A 14,229-nucleotide genomic window follows, 5' to 3' on the forward strand; every position below is an offset into this window, starting at 1 on the left:
TTTTATCAAAGTATTTTATTCTCTCTTTTTTCTCCATTCCTTATACCATTCTATTGTCCTCTTTAATCCTTCCTCAAAATCCATCTTTGCCTTAAATCCAAATTCCTGCTCTGCCTTTGTTGTATCAAGCCTTCTTTTAGGCTGACCATCTGGCTTTGTAGTATCCCAGATGATTTCACCCTTAAATCCAGTAAGCCTTGCAATTAGATTGGCTAAATCTCTAATGGATATTTCCATACCCGAGCCTAAATTTACAGGCTCGCTTTTGTTATAGTGTTCAGCGGCTAATAATATCCCTTCCGCACAATCCTTGACATAGAAAAACTCTCTGGTTGGGCTTCCGGTTCCCCAGACAACAATTTCATCTTCCTTATTTTCTATCGCATCGACACACTTTTTTATTAAAGCAGGAATCACATGGGAGGATTTTGGAGAAAAGTTATCTCCTGGTCCATAAAGATTTACGGGAAGAAGAAATATTGAGTTAAACCCATATTGCTTTCTATAAGCCTGGGATTGAACAAGCATCATCTTTTTGGCAAGGCCATAGGGTGCATTTGTCTCCTCGGGATAGCCATTCCATAGATTTTCTTCCTTGAAAGGGACAGGGGTAAACTTTGGATAGGCACAAATTGTTCCAATGGCAACAAATTTTTTAATATTATTTCTCCTTGCATATTCCATCAGCATCGCACCCATTACCAGATTATCATAAAAGTATCTTCCTGGGTTTTCCATATTTCCTCCAATCCCACCAACAATTGCCGCTAAATGGATAACCATATCTGTGGAAAAATCTTTATAAAGCCTTTCTACATCAATCTCCCTTGTCAAATTATAATCTTTGCTTCTTGGAATAAATATATTTTCACATCCTCTCTCTTTGAGATCAGAAACTACATATTTTCCCAAGAATCCTGCACCACCTGTAACTATTACCCTTTTATTCTTCCAAAAATCGCTCATCTTATGTTATACTCTTTCTTTACCCTTTCCATATCTGCATCAACCATTAGCTTGACTAATTCTTTAAAGGTTATCTTGGGCTGCCAATTTAATTTCTTTTTTGCCTTGCTTGCATCTCCAATTAAGCAATCAACCTCGGTTGGCCTAAAGTATTTTGGGTCTATTTCTACATAGTCTTTCCAATCAAGGCCTGCATAAGAAAATGCCTCAGAAACAAATTCACGAACAGAATGCGTCTCTCCTGTTGCAATGACATAATCCTCTGGTTTTTCTTGCTGTAAGATAAGCCACATTGCCTCACAAAACTCTGGGGCATACCCCCAATCCCTTTTTGCCTCTAAATTTCCAAGATAGAGCTTTTTTTGTAGCCCAAGCTTTATTTTAGCAACTGCCATAGTTACCTTCCTGGTGACAAATGTCTCCCCCCTTCTTGGCGATTCATGGTTAAATAGTATGCCATTTGTGGCAAATAAGCCATAAGCCTCCCGATAATTTTTTACCATATAAAATGCATAAGCCTTCGCACAAGCATAGGGGCTCCTTGGATCAAAGGGTGTATCTTCATTTTGGGGGGAAGGGGAATTTCCAAAGAGCTCAGAGGATGATGCCTGATAGAACTTAGGGCTTATTTCAGCTTCCCTTATTGCCTCAAGCATTCGGGTTGTCCCTAAGGCGACAACCTCTCCCGTATATTCGGGAACCTCAAAGCTTACCTTTACATGGCTCTGTGCTCCAAGGTTATAAATCTCATCAGGCTTTATTGTCCTTATGATTTTATTTAAGGAGCTTGCATCATTTAGGTCTCCATAAACAAGATTAAGCTTTACATCTGGCTCATGGGGGTCTTGATAGATATGGTCTATCCTTGCTGTATTAAATGAGCTTGACCTCCTTACAATTCCATAAACCTCATACCCTTTTTTTAAAAGAAGCTCTGCCAGGTATGAACCATCCTGACCTGTAATTCCTGTAATTAGAGCTTTTTTCATAATTTTTGTATGTGTTTGATGTCAATTTAGAAGCCTCATCTATATACCAAATAATTATATTACTTATGAATTGTCGGTGTCAAGAATTGGATTGTTATAGCAAAAAGCAATTGGTTTTTAAGTATAAATTTAACCTTGGCTATACATTCCAAAAAGCCTTTCCATAGGTTCTGGAATTCCCCCAAACCTATCCCTTATTTCCCTTTCTAGCTTCTTTGGAGAACAACCAGAGGAGAGCCTTTTGTAGATATTAAACCTCTCATTTTCATCGCTGATATAATCCTCTGGAATAAAGGCATCACTTGGAATATCAATAGGTGCTATGACCTTTTCCTCTTTTTTTATCCCCTTTATTCTATTTACAGCCTCCTTAAGAAGCCTGGTATAAAGGGAGAGGCCAACTGATTGGACATTCCCGCTTTGTTCTCTTCCCAATATATTCCCAGCACCCCTCATTTCCAAGTCAGATAAAGCAAGAGAGAGGGAAGAACCCAAAGAAAAGAATTTCTGGATGGAAACTAGCCTTTGCTTTTCCTTCTCTTTTAATTTCTTGTTGGGATATAAAAGAAGGCAATAGGCTTTTTCCTCCCTCCTTCCAACCCGGCCCCTTAGCTGGTATATATCAGCCAGGCCAAATTCCTGGGCATTGTTTATAATTATTGTATTTGCAGAGGGGATGTCCAGGCCTGAGGCGATTATGGAGGTTGAAACAAGAAGGTCAATCTTTCTCTCAAGGAATAAAACCATTGTCTCCTCAAGTTCTTTCTCCTTAAGCCTTCCATGGGCTATGCCAATTGGTATTCCTGGGATAAGGGCTTTTATATAATCCCTCATTTTCTCTATTGTTTCAATGGAATTATGGACAAAAAAGACCTGGCCCTTTCTTTCAAGTTCCCTCAATATTGCCCTTTCTATAAGCTCTGGGTTAAACTCTGCGATATGGGTTATAATCTCCTCCCTTCCAATGGGTGGTGTGTTTATTATGCTTACATCCATAAGGCTTGATATGCCAAAATACAATGTCCTTGGAATGGGTGTGGCAGAGAGATAAAGGCAATCAAGGGTCTTCTTAAATTCCTTGAGCTTTTCTTTTTGTCCTACCCCAAATCTCTGCTCCTCATCAATTATCAAAAGCCCAAGTTTTTTGAATGATACATCCTTTTGAATTAGCCTGTGGGTTCCAATGACAATGTCTATACCACCATCTTTTAATCCTTTTATTATTTCTTTCTCCCCCTTTTTGTTAAACCTTGAGAGAAGCCCTAGATTTATGGGAAATCCGCTCATTCTTTCACAAAATGTATTGTAATGCTGGTGAGCAAGGATGGTTGTGGGAGTTAGGATTGCCACCTGAAATCCATCCATTACAGCCTTAAAAGCCGCCCTTATTGCAACCTCTGTCTTTCCAAATCCCACATCACCAATTAGGAGCCTGTCCATTGGCTTATTGCTTTCCATATCCTTTTTTATCTCAGCGATTGCCTTTATCTGATCAGGCGTTTCTTGATGTATAAACCCTGCCTCAAGCTGGTTTTGCCAAATTGTATCAGGAGAAAATCTATGTCCTAAAAATGCCTTTCTCTCTGCATAAAGGGAAAGGAGCTTTTTTGCATATTCTAATGTTTCGGCCTTGACCTTACTCTTTGTTCTTTCCCATATTCCATCGCCAAGCCTGTTTATTGTAGGGTTTGATGGACCGATATATCTTTCTACAAGGTCTATCCTCTCAGCAGGGATATATAATTTATCATTATCTTTGTATTCAAGGATTATAAAATCCCTTATCCTTCCACAGGAAAAAAGGGATTTTATCCCCAAATACCTTCCAATCCCATAGTTTATATGGACAGCGTAGTCTCCTATTTTAAGCTCATCAATGCTTGAGATGGGGCTTATCCTCCTTCTAGTTTTTCTTGGTATAAATTGTGGCTTTCCAAATATTTCATTGTGGGTAAGGACAATTGTATTTTTAAAGGAAAAGCCAGAGGATATGGGAGCAATAACCACATTGACTCCAGACTCCAGACTTCCCACTCCAGACTCCATAAGTAAATCCTTCATCCTTTCACCCTGTCCAGAATAACCACAACAGATAATTATTCTTTTTTTCTCCCTAAGCCAGGATTTTACAGATAAAATGAATTGCTCTATTGCTCCATTAAAGGAGGGAGGTTGAGAAAGCTTAAATTTTGCCTCTTTAAAACAGGTTAAGGTATAGGGATTTTTTATTTTCTTCCTTATATCCTCCCATAAAAAGCCCTCATTTTCTGCCTCCTCTTTTAAATCCTGTTCCTCATCAAGGATTATTCCTTCGTTAATGTAATCAAAGATTGAGCCTTCCTGCTTTGAAAAACAGGGAGAGATAATGGCTTTCTCTTTATTTTTAAATGACACCTGGGATATGGGGTCAAAGAGCCTTAAAGAAAAGACCCTATCGCCATCAAATTCAATTCTTAATGGACAATCATAGTTTATTGGCCATATATCCAATATTCCGCCCCTTATGGCAATCTCTCTCTTTTCTTCACACCTTGTTGTCCTTGTGTAGCCAATTTTATTTAAAGCCCCTATTGTTTCGGTAAAGCTTATCTTTTCTCCCAGTGAAAAGGAAATTTCTTCCTTATCCAAAGCATCTATTGAGGGAACGGGCCTTAAGATGGATAGAACACCTCCTATAAGGATTGTCCTTTTTCTCTTCCTTATCCTTTTAAGGATTTCCCTTACCTCAGAAATTGCGCTTGGTATTTCCTCATCTTGGGGAAAGAGATATGTATCTAAAAGAAAATATGAAAGGTCTATTTTTAGCCTCTCTGCAAGGCTTTCCTTTGTGATAATTAGGGAAATATCCTTTTTGTTTATAAGGGATGCCAATATAAATGGCTTTGCATTCTGTGGGATGCCCTTTATTTCATATTCTTTAGAAAGCTCTAAAAGGAGAAAGGAAAGGGGAGGAATTATTTTTTTCATTCATATCAATTGGTTTTCGCAAAAATAAAATAATTGTCCAACTAAAATCATTTTTTGGTATGTGTTTAGCTCCTTAATATGTGTTTAAGCTTCCTCGTTAAAGAGGGAGAAACGAATTGTTTAATTGTTTAGCTTTAGCTAAACACATACATTTTTTGTATAGCGATAAAGATAGCCTTCTTTTATTTTTGGCTCTGGCTTTTTCCAGCTAGCCAGCCTTTGTTTTATTTCTTCCTTACTTAATTCTATATCCAGCCTCCGATTGGGAATATCTATCTTTATAATATCGCCATCCTGCACAATGGCAATTGTCCCTCCATCTTGTGCCTCGGGTAAAATATGGCCAATTGCTGCACCCCTTGAGCCACCAGAGAACCTTCCATCGGTAATTAAAGCCACCGAGCTATCCAGTCTCATACCGGCTAAGGCTGAGGTGGGAGAAAGCATTTCACGCATCCCTGGCCCTCCCTTAATCCCTTCATACCTAATCACCACAACATCGCCTTGGTTTATTCTTCCTTCCAATATTGCCTTTAAAGCATTTTCTTCACAATCAAAGACCCTCGCTTTTCCTTGATGAACAAGCATTTCGGGGCAAACAGCACTTTGTTTAACCACACATCCATCTTTTGCAAGGTTTCCAAACAATATTGCAATCCCCCCCTCTTTTGAATATGGATTATCAATCTTTCTTATCACATCTGGGTTTAAATTTTTTGCAGGTTTTATGTTTTCTCCTATTGTATTACAGGAAACAGTGAGAGGCGATTCATCAATTAAGCCCCTTTTGGAAAGCTCTTTTAAAACAGCGAGTATTCCCCCCGCTTTGTCTAAGTCTTCAATGTGATAGTTGCCGGCGGGTGAGATTTTGCAAAGATTTGGTGTCTTTTTGCTTATTTCATCAAATAGAGAAAGGTCAATTTCAATCCCTCCCTCACAAGCTATGGCAGGAAGGTGTAAAACGGTATTGGTTGAGCCACCAAGTGCCATATCCAAAGCAATGGCATTTAAAAATGCCTTTTTTGTTGCAATATCCCTTGGTTTTATATCTTTCTCTACAAGCTCCATTATTTTGCACCCTGTCTCTTTTGCCAAAGAGGCTCTTTTTGAAGAAACCGCAGGGATTGTCCCATTGCCTGGCAAAGCAAGACCCAATGCCTCTGTCAAACAATTCATTGTATTTGCGGTGAACATCCCGGCACAAGAGCCACAGCCAGGACAGGCAGAATCCTCTATCTCCTTTAGCTTTTCTTCGCTTATCTCCCCCTTTGCATACTTTCCAATCCCCTCAAAGACGGAAATAAGGTCAATGGTTTTTCCATTAAGGTATCCTGCAAGCATTGGACCTCCGCTAATCATAATGGCTGGAATATTAAGACGAAGCATCGCCATAAGCATCCCAGGGGTTATCTTATCGCAATTGGTTATGCAAACAAGTCCGTCAAATGGGTAGGCGCTGCACATTAGCTCAACCGAATCGGCAATCAATTCTCTGGAAGGAAGGGAATATTTCATCCCAATATGCCCCATTGCTATGCCATCGCAGATGCCAATGGTAAAAAATTCCATTGGCGTTCCTCCCGCGATTCTTATCCCTTCCTTAACCGCCTGAGCAATTTTGTTAAGCTGGATATGGCCTGGGATAAGCTGATTATAAGAATTTGCGATACCAATAATGGGCTTTTGTAGCTCTATATCCGTATAGCCCATTGCTTTAAATAACGAGCGATGGGGAGCCCTTTTTGCCCCTTCTTTCATTAAATCTGAACGCATTGCTTAATTATACCAAATTAGGGCTTAATGTTTCAACAAAAGAAGGGATGTCCAAAGAAAGAGAAAAGAGCATCCAATAGGAAGGATAACCGGTGCAACCCAAGGACAGGGAATAAGAAACAAAATATCAAGCTCAAGGAGGGATTTTGGCCACTTAAGCCAGATGTAAAGAAAAATATAATAGAATATATCCCATACCCCAAAGACCCAGAGGAAATAGGCAATCCTTTCCTTAAGCCTTGTTCCAACCAGTATGGCAAGGGTTAGTAAAATAATTATGGTTGATGCCTCCCTGGTCTGCTCGATAAATAAAATATTGTGTTTGGTAAGAAGATTAGAAATCGCTTGTATGCTATGAATATACCTCCATGCATCCTCTGGAATTACCCTCCTTATATAGACAACCACAATTGCCTCAAGCAAGCCAAAGCTAATCCCAAATATGGTAAGAAAGAATAGTTTCATCCCCTTATAAACCAAAAAACACCTTTGCATTATTATAGTTTATTTCGGATGCCTCGTCAAATTTTATCCCCACGCAATTGGCATATCCCTCAATAACATATCTAACATAATTTGGGATGTTTCTTTTTCCCCTATAGGGCTCGGGTGTAAGGTAGGGTGAATCTGTCTCAAACATAATCCTATTTTTTGGGATATAGGAGACAACCTCTTTCAGCCTTGCCTTTTTGAATGTGATAACCCCGGTTATGGATATATATAACCCAAGAGAAAGGACCTTTGCAATATCCTCCTTTGTTCCACTAAATGAATGTAGGACACCTTTTTTAACACCCTCTTCTTTTATGATTCTTAATGTCTCATCCATTGCATCCCGAGAATGGATAATTAAGGGAAGCTTCCTTTTGTTTGCAATCCTTATAAGGTTTCTAAATACCTCTTCTTGAATCTTTCTATCTGACAAATTTCTATAAAAATCAAGGCCACATTCACCAATTGCAACAATCTTTGAAGAATCTATCAAAGAATTGAATTCATTATAAAAATTATTGTCTATATCCTTTGCATAGTGCGGATGTAAGCCAGCGGTTGGATAGATATTCTTGTATTTCTTGGAAAGCTCAATGGAATTTCTTGATGTTTCAAGGCTTGTTCCACAATTTATAATTAGGCCCTTAAAATCTTCAATAACCTCTTCTCTATCGTTGTCATATACACGATCATCCAAATGGCAATGGGTATCTACCAGCATTTTTCTTATTTAAAAAGCACCTCAACATCTTTCTTTATCTTTACATTGCCAAGGCTTCTATCTGCAATAAGCCCAGAGCCTCTAAGGATTAAACCTTTTTTTATAAAAGAAACCCTGTCATTTGTTGAAAGTGCATTGCTTTTTTCGCAAAATTGAAGGCTTGATGTGGTAAGGGTTGCTCCGCTTTTCGTGCTTGCGGTTATGCTCCCTTTAAGGCTTATTTTATCCCCCTCAATGACACCGCAATTTCCTGTAATGGTGCATTCTACCTCCTTATCTTTAAATAGCTCAAGCCTTACCTCGTAGAGATATGTTTTATTATCTGCCATGCTTATCCTTTCTGAGGTAAGCCTCCATGTTTTCTTTCCGCTCTTTGAGGAGGTAAGAACACTCTTTTTAATCAGAGAACAAGGGGGAGAAACAATTCTTTTTTCCTTCCCACAAGAGGCAAAAATAAGAAGAAGAGAGAAAGCAGAAGATGTTAAACAAATTTTGACTTTTGACTTTTGACTTTTGACTTTATAATTCAATTCCCATCCTTTCCAATATCCCAGAAAGCCCTTCACTTGTGTAATACTCTATCTCTATTTTCCCCTTATTTATATTTCCCCTTATTTTTACATTTGTTCCCAACTCTTTTTTTATCCTCTCCTCAATGGAAGTAAGTTCATAATCTATTTTTGTTTCACGTGAAACTTTTTCAACCTCCCGAACGCTTAGCTTTTTCTTTAAAATTTCCTTAAACACCAAATCCCTCTTATCTCCCTGTATAGAGAGGATTGCCCTTCCATGTCCTGATGAAATCTCTCCTATTTGTATTGCCTTTTGGATATGGAGAGGAAGGGAAAGCAGCCTTATGGTATTTGCAATAACAGAACGCTCCTTTCCCACTGCCTTGCTTATCTCCTCTTGTGTCAAGCCAAATTCATCTGTAAGCCTCTTGTATCCCTTTGCCTCCTCAATGGGATTTAAGTCTTTCCTTTGGAGATTTTCGGTAAGGCTAATGACCAGGCTCTCGGAATCAGAAGCATCCTTTACAATTGCAGGGATTTTTTCAAACCCTGCTTTTACAGCCGCCCGGAATCTCCTTTCTCCTGCGATAATTTCATATCCGCTATCTTTTGGTCGGACAATGATTGGTTGAAGAAGACCTTTTTCCTTTACCGACAAAAGAAGCTCATTTTCTTTTTCATCCTCAAACCTCTCCCTGGGTTGGTATTTGCCTGGCTTTATCTTTTCCCTTTCAATCTCAACAAAGGCTTCGCTATCAGGAAACAATACATCCAAACCCCTTCCCAATGCCTTTTTCATTTTATACTAACCTTTCTCCCAGAAACCTCAAGCCTTCCCTCACTAAAAAGCCTTATGGCTTTTGGGTATATTTTATGCTCTTTTTCTAATATCCTTGCTGATAATGTTTCCTCTGTATCATCTGGCAGAACAGAAACAGCCTTCTGTAAAATAATTGGCCCTGTATCACAACCATTATCTACAAAATGAACAGTAGCACCTGAAACCTTAACCCCATATTCTAATGCCTGTTTTTGGGCAGATAATCCAGGAAAAGAGGGGAGGAGGGAGGGATGGATATTCATAATTCTATTCTTGTATTCGCTTACAAAAAATGGAGAGATTATCCTCATAAAACCAGCTAGACAAACAAGAGAAACATCCCTCTTTTTAAGCTCTTCAACAATTAGCCTATCATATTCCTCTTTTGATAAGCCCAAAGGGCTTAAAAATATGGCTTCTATATTATGCTCCCTTGCTATTTTAAGCCCCTTTGCATCCTCTTTGTCGCTAATGACACAGACAATTTTGGCTTTTATTTTTTCTTCTTCTATTGCTTTGATTATGGCAAGGAGGTTTGATCCCCTTCCCGAGACTAAAACCCCAAGGTTTAACATCTATTATTCCTGCTCTTGAAGCTTTGTTTTTACATTATGCCTTTTGTAGACCATATTCATTTTTCTAAGACCTGCCATTGTTGCCTTAATTACATTTATCGGGTTATTGCTTTTAAGGGATTTACAAACCACATCTTTTACACCAAGGGCTTCAAAAACAGCCCTCGCTGTATTACCTGCAACAATGCCTGTTCCCGGGGGTGCAGGCTTAAGAAGAACACAAGAGGCACAGGACTTGGCAGAAATAGGGAATAAAAGGGTTCCATCTTTTAAGTGAATCCTTTCCAGGTGTTTCTTTGCGTATTCAATAGCCTTTGAAACAGCCTTAGGAACCTCTGCTGCCTTTGACATTCCTATGCCCACAGAGCCATTTTTGTCTCCTACAACCACCAATGCTGAAAAACGAAGCCTTTTCCCGCCCTTTGTTGTTTTTGTTATCCGGTTAATAAAGACAACCTTTTCAAACAATGGGAGCTCAGATGAGATTGTTTCTATCTCTTCTGTAATTGAATTATAATCATCCATTTTAAAATTCAAGTCCTCCCTCTCTGCAAGCTTGTGCTAGAGCCTTTATCCTTCCAGAAAAAGAGAAAGGGCCTTTATCAAAGACAACCGCTTTTATCCCTTTTTCCTTTGCTCTTTTGGAAAGAAGTTCTCCCACCCTTTTTGCATTCTCTCTCTTTGGATGGATAAATTGCTCTTTTATTTCTTTATCAAGAGATGAGGCAGAAACAAGGGTTTTTCCTAAATCATCATTTATAATTTGGGCTCTGATATGCTTCAGGCTTCTTGCCACAGAAAGCCTTGGTCTTTCTTCTGTTCCCGAAATCCTTTTTCTTGTTCTCTTTCTTTTTCTTTTCTTTATTTCCCCTTTTTTAAGCATTATTTTGCTCCTCCTGTTTTTCCAGCCTTTCTCCTTACAACCTCATCTGCATATCTTATTCCTTTCCCTTTATATGGCTCAACCGGCCTTATCCTCCTTATCCTTGCCGATATTTCTCCCACAAGCTCCTTATCAATTCCAGAAACCCTTATTTTCTCTTTATCTGTCTGTATAGTAATCCCTTTTGGTGGCGAGAAAACAATGGGATGGGAATAACCTACATTAAGGATAAGGTCTTTATCTTTCATCCCTACCTTCCATCCTACACCAGAAAGAAGCATCTCCTTTTCAAATCCCTTTGTTACACCTGTGATCATATTGTTTATCAAGGTGCGGGTTAAGCCATGTAAGGCTTTTGTGGCTCTCTCCTCATCTTCTCTACTTACGATAATTTTTTTTCCTTCAATTCTTACCCCTATCCTTCCTGGAATCTTTCTTTCTAATTCACCCTTTGGTCCCTTTACCTTTAAAGAACCATCCTCTATCTTACAAGAGACACCCTCTTCTATTTCTACCGGAAGTCTTCCAATCCGTGACATAAAAATATATTAAATTAAAACCCTATCTTTTGTCTAGGATTTTTTAATAAGAGGAAAGAACGATAAAAAACAAAAGGATGCTGATTATGCCATTTGTGGTAAAGAAAGCCTCATTTATCCTCTTTCTATCCCTTATGATTATATGTTGCCTTATCAGAAGAAGGAAGATAAAAAATGCACCCATCCAATATTTTAATCCAAAAGAGGATAATATTCCAAAGGGGATAAGGAGAAAACCAGAGAGGATGTGGAGAAAAAAAGAAATCTGAAGGGCCCTTTCTTCACCAAACCTTTGGGGAATTGAATAAAGGTTATATTCTTTATCAAATTGCATATCAAGTAGGGAATAGATAATATCAAAGCCAGAGACCCATAATATGACAAATAGCCCAAGGATTAAAGCTGAAATATCAAGCCTTCCAGAAACAGCAAGGAAGCCTCCAATTGGTGCGCAAGATAGGCAAAGGCCAAGATAGAAATGGGAAGCCCAAGTGAACCTTTTTGTATAGGGGTAAGATGAAATAAGAAATAGGGCAATGGGGGAGAGAAAAAGGGAGGTAAGATTAAGCTTGAAACAAGAGAAGAAAAAGAGAAAAATGGAGAGAATAAGAATGGGTATTGTTTCTTTTATCTTTATTTTTCCTGTAATAAATGGTCTGTTTTTTGTTCTTGGATTTTTTCTATCAATTTCTTTGTCGATTATACGGTTTAGAAGCATAGCAAATGTCCTTGCAGAAACCCCTGCTAGTGTAATCCAAAGCCAGTAATAAAAGGGCATAATCCCTTTATAGCTTATCATTCCTCCCATATAGGCAAATGGAAGGGCAAAGATTGTATGCTCAAATTTTATAAGGATAAAAAATGAATAGAGCTTTTTAAACAACTTACTTTGCCAGTATATACAATTATTGCATTGTATGTCAAGAAATGAAAATTCTTAAAAAAATATACATTGCCCTAAATTTTTGCTAGAATATAAATTATGTATGAAAAATTTACAAAGCATGCAGGCATTGTAAGCTTTGGGATATTTTTAAGTAGAATACTAGGTTTTGTGAGGGATTTTCTCCTTGCCCATTTCTTTTCAAAGGAATTAAGGGGTGTTTTCTTTGCGGCATGGGTTATTCCAAATATGTTCAGGATGCTTTTGGGAGAGGGTGCATTATCATCCTCATTTATCCCTGTATTCGTAAGGTATCTTAAGAAGGAGGGGAAAAGCTCTGCCTGGCAGCTTGCCTCTATTGTTATCAACCTCCTCCTCATTGTCTCATTATTGATTGTCTTTTTTGGCATTATATTTGCACCTATTATTTGTTCCATAGTTGCCCCAGGTTTTATAAATCTTGGGCTTATCCCTTCAATGGCTTCCGTATTAAAGATAATATTTCCATATCTTATACTTATTTGCCTCTCTGCTGTGATAATGGGAATCTTAAACTCTCTGGAGAGATTTGGCCCTCCCTCCCTTGCACCGGTTATGCTTAATCTAAGCTTTATTATCTTTATCCTCTTTATCTGTCCCTGCCTTAAAGACCCCCTCTTTGGTCTTTCTTTAGCTGTCTTGCTCGGTGGAGTCTTGCAGGTTCTCATTCAGGCTCCAGCTTTATTTAATGAAGGCTTTGGCTATAAACCCATAATCAGCCTTTCACACCCAGGTGTAAAAGAGATAGGAATAAAGATGCTTCCTGGCTTAATTGGCTTTGCCGTATATCAGGTAAATATTGCTGTTGATACAATTTGTGCCTCCCTTATCGGACCTTCTGCTCTCTCAAGCCTATACTATGCAAATCGCCTTATCGACCTTCCTCTGGCATTGTTTGGGACAGCCATTGGGATTGTAGCCCTTCCCTCCATCTCAAGGTCTATTGCCGAGAATGATCTGGAAGAGGCAAAGAAAACACTAAATTGGGCAGCAAGGCTTGTGCTTGTAATAATTCTTCCTGTTATGGTTGGCTTTATTATTTTAGGGAAAGAAATTATTAGCCTCCTTTTTGAGCATGGTGAATTTTCCCGCTCTGAAACAAATGCATCATATCTTGCTCTGTTCTTTTATACACTTGGCCTTGTTTTCTCTTGTGGTATAAAGCCTGTTGTTTCATTCTTCTATGCCTTGGGTGATACAAAAACACCCCTTAAAGTAGCAGGGTTTTGTATGGTATTAAACATTGCCTTAAACCTTTTGTTTGTAAAGCCATTGGAAGAGGGAGGATTAGCCCTTGCAACATCTATGTCCTGCTGGATAAATCTTTCTATTCTCACGATTATCTTGAAAAAAAGAATAGGTCTGGTAGATATAAGGCTTGTCCTTAAAACCTTTGTAAAATCCCTTATTGCAGGGATTATAATGGGAATTTTTCTTCTTGCCTTTCTTAAAATAGGTTTATCTTCTGCCCTTAATGTAGGGGGAGGGATAATCCTTTGTGTTTTTATTTATCTTTTATGTGGAAAGCTCTTTAGGATTTCCGAAGTTTCTACCCTTCGTAATACATTTTATAAAGGAAGAAACTTGGACAACAAGAGGTTAATAAGGTTATAGTTATAGTATCTTCCATTACTTAGTGCAAAAATAGATAGGGTTGTGTTTATCTGTTAAAAATTCATCCACCTTTTAAGAAATTTTGAATTCTAAATTTTGAATTTTGAATTGAAGGTTTAAGTTTTATAAAATTTTTTCCCTTTTAATTCAAAATTCAACATTCAAAATTCATAATTTTATAAAGTTTTCCTTAAGATTATCTAAACCCATACATTTTGTAAAGCGTTATGGAATTAACTATAATTCCATAACGCTTTATAAAATCGCTCATCTCTTAAAGATTGTGCTTAGGCGGCTTTAAGCCACATTTCAGGCTCCTGTGTAGGAGCCCGGGATCGATATTTGACAACCCTCTTTTGTATAGCCTTGATAGGATTGCTTCTGTATCTGAAAATGGCCCTTAGGTAGTCTCCGTTGGCTAAACAGCCATACTCAAAGAGCAGGCCAAGCTTTGAT

Annotated in this window: 14 protein-coding genes; 1 reads left to right on the forward strand and 13 read right to left on the reverse strand. The window is 38.3% G+C overall.

The window, feature by feature from the left end:
* Window positions 1-15 precede the first annotated feature (15 nt).
* The 13 genes from AB1397_04830 to AB1397_04890 all read right to left on the reverse strand — a co-directional run bounded on the left by AB1397_04830 (window position 16) and on the right by AB1397_04890 (window position 12,120).
* Window positions 16-966 (reverse strand): GDP-L-fucose synthase, encoded by a 951-nt coding sequence (locus AB1397_04830; GenBank protein MEW6482307.1) that lies wholly within the window; start codon window positions 964-966, stop codon window positions 16-18.
* Window positions 963-1,955 (reverse strand): GDP-mannose 4,6-dehydratase, encoded by a 993-nt coding sequence (gene gmd / locus AB1397_04835; protein MEW6482308.1) that lies wholly within the window; start codon window positions 1,953-1,955, stop codon window positions 963-965. The genes AB1397_04830 and gmd overlap by 4 nt, the downstream gene beginning before the upstream one ends.
* 129 nt (window positions 1,956-2,084) lie before the next feature.
* Window positions 2,085-4,922, reverse strand: a complete 2,838-nt coding sequence (gene mfd, locus AB1397_04840; GenBank protein ID MEW6482309.1) for a transcription-repair coupling factor — start codon at window positions 4,920-4,922, stop codon at window positions 2,085-2,087.
* Window positions 4,923-5,060: 138 nt separating this feature from the next.
* Window positions 5,061-6,695: a dihydroxy-acid dehydratase gene (gene ilvD, locus AB1397_04845; GenBank protein ID MEW6482310.1), complete on the reverse strand. Its 1,635-nt coding sequence runs from the start codon at window positions 6,693-6,695 to the stop codon at window positions 5,061-5,063.
* A gap of 24 nt (window positions 6,696-6,719) precedes the next feature.
* A complete protein-coding gene (locus AB1397_04850; GenBank protein ID MEW6482311.1) occupies window positions 6,720-7,160 on the reverse strand; it encodes a hypothetical protein in 441 nt (146 codons plus the stop codon).
* A 4-nt stretch (window positions 7,161-7,164) separates the two neighbouring features.
* On the reverse strand, window positions 7,165-7,908 hold the full coding sequence (locus tag AB1397_04855) for a TatD family hydrolase (GenBank protein MEW6482312.1): 744 nt from the start codon (window positions 7,906-7,908) through the stop codon (window positions 7,165-7,167).
* Between the two features lie 5 nt (window positions 7,909-7,913).
* Window positions 7,914-8,438: an LPS export ABC transporter periplasmic protein LptC gene (gene lptC / locus AB1397_04860; protein ID MEW6482313.1), complete on the reverse strand. Its 525-nt coding sequence runs from the start codon at window positions 8,436-8,438 to the stop codon at window positions 7,914-7,916.
* Window positions 8,428-9,219 (reverse strand): ParB/RepB/Spo0J family partition protein, encoded by a 792-nt coding sequence (locus tag AB1397_04865; GenBank protein ID MEW6482314.1) that lies wholly within the window; start codon window positions 9,217-9,219, stop codon window positions 8,428-8,430. The genes lptC and AB1397_04865 overlap by 11 nt, the downstream gene beginning before the upstream one ends.
* Window positions 9,216-9,815, reverse strand: coding sequence for a phosphoribosylglycinamide formyltransferase (gene purN / locus AB1397_04870; protein ID MEW6482315.1), 600 nt, complete (start codon window positions 9,813-9,815; stop codon window positions 9,216-9,218). Before purN ends, AB1397_04865 begins: the two co-directional genes overlap by 4 nt.
* A gap of 3 nt (window positions 9,816-9,818) precedes the next feature.
* Window positions 9,819-10,310, reverse strand: coding sequence for a 30S ribosomal protein S5 (gene rpsE / locus AB1397_04875; GenBank protein ID MEW6482316.1), 492 nt, complete (start codon window positions 10,308-10,310; stop codon window positions 9,819-9,821).
* 31 nt (window positions 10,311-10,341) lie between these two features.
* Entirely contained in the window at window positions 10,342-10,698 is a 357-nt protein-coding gene (rplR, locus tag AB1397_04880) for a 50S ribosomal protein L18 (protein MEW6482317.1), read from the reverse strand.
* Window positions 10,698-11,237 (reverse strand): 50S ribosomal protein L6, encoded by a 540-nt coding sequence (gene rplF / locus AB1397_04885; GenBank protein ID MEW6482318.1) that lies wholly within the window; start codon window positions 11,235-11,237, stop codon window positions 10,698-10,700. The genes rplR and rplF overlap by 1 nt, the downstream gene beginning before the upstream one ends.
* A 43-nt stretch (window positions 11,238-11,280) precedes the next feature.
* Window positions 11,281-12,120 carry a 4-hydroxybenzoate octaprenyltransferase gene (locus tag AB1397_04890; GenBank protein MEW6482319.1) on the reverse strand — a complete coding sequence of 280 codons (840 nt, stop codon included), beginning with the start codon at window positions 12,118-12,120 and terminating at the stop codon, window positions 11,281-11,283.
* Window positions 12,121-12,219: 99 nt separating this feature from the next.
* Here AB1397_04890 and murJ point away from each other — a divergent pair, with 99 nt between their 5' ends.
* Complete coding sequence (gene murJ / locus AB1397_04895) at window positions 12,220-13,773, forward strand: murein biosynthesis integral membrane protein MurJ (protein MEW6482320.1); 1,554 nt, start codon at window positions 12,220-12,222, stop codon at window positions 13,771-13,773.
* Window positions 13,774-14,229 lie beyond the last annotated feature (456 nt).

The organism is bacterium, assembly GCA_040756715.1.
GTDB lineage: Bacteria > UBA9089 > UBA9088 > UBA9088 > UBA9088 > JBFLYE01.

Excerpts from the sequence above, each read along its gene's own strand:
- AB1397_04830 (MEW6482307.1), bottom strand. The coding sequence starts at position 966 with ATGAGCGATTTTTGGAAGAATAAAAGGGTAATAGTTACAGGTGGTGCA.
- gmd (MEW6482308.1), bottom strand. The coding sequence starts at position 1,955 with ATGAAAAAAGCTCTAATTACAGGAATTACAGGTCAGGATGGTTCATAC.
- mfd (MEW6482309.1), bottom strand. The coding sequence starts at position 4,922 with ATGAAAAAAATAATTCCTCCCCTTTCCTTTCTCCTTTTAGAGCTTTCT.
- ilvD (MEW6482310.1), bottom strand. The coding sequence starts at position 6,695 with ATGCGTTCAGATTTAATGAAAGAAGGGGCAAAAAGGGCTCCCCATCGC.
- AB1397_04850 (MEW6482311.1), bottom strand. The coding sequence starts at position 7,160 with ATGAAACTATTCTTTCTTACCATATTTGGGATTAGCTTTGGCTTGCTT.
- AB1397_04855 (MEW6482312.1), bottom strand. The coding sequence starts at position 7,908 with ATGCTGGTAGATACCCATTGCCATTTGGATGATCGTGTATATGACAAC.
- AB1397_04865 (MEW6482314.1), bottom strand. The coding sequence starts at position 9,219 with ATGAAAAAGGCATTGGGAAGGGGTTTGGATGTATTGTTTCCTGATAGC.
- purN (MEW6482315.1), bottom strand. The coding sequence starts at position 9,815 with ATGTTAAACCTTGGGGTTTTAGTCTCGGGAAGGGGATCAAACCTCCTT.
- rplR (MEW6482317.1), bottom strand. The coding sequence starts at position 10,698 with ATGCTTAAAAAAGGGGAAATAAAGAAAAGAAAAAGAAAGAGAACAAGA.
- rplF (MEW6482318.1), bottom strand. The coding sequence starts at position 11,237 with ATGTCACGGATTGGAAGACTTCCGGTAGAAATAGAAGAGGGTGTCTCT.
- murJ (MEW6482320.1), top strand. The coding sequence starts at position 12,220 with ATGTATGAAAAATTTACAAAGCATGCAGGCATTGTAAGCTTTGGGATA.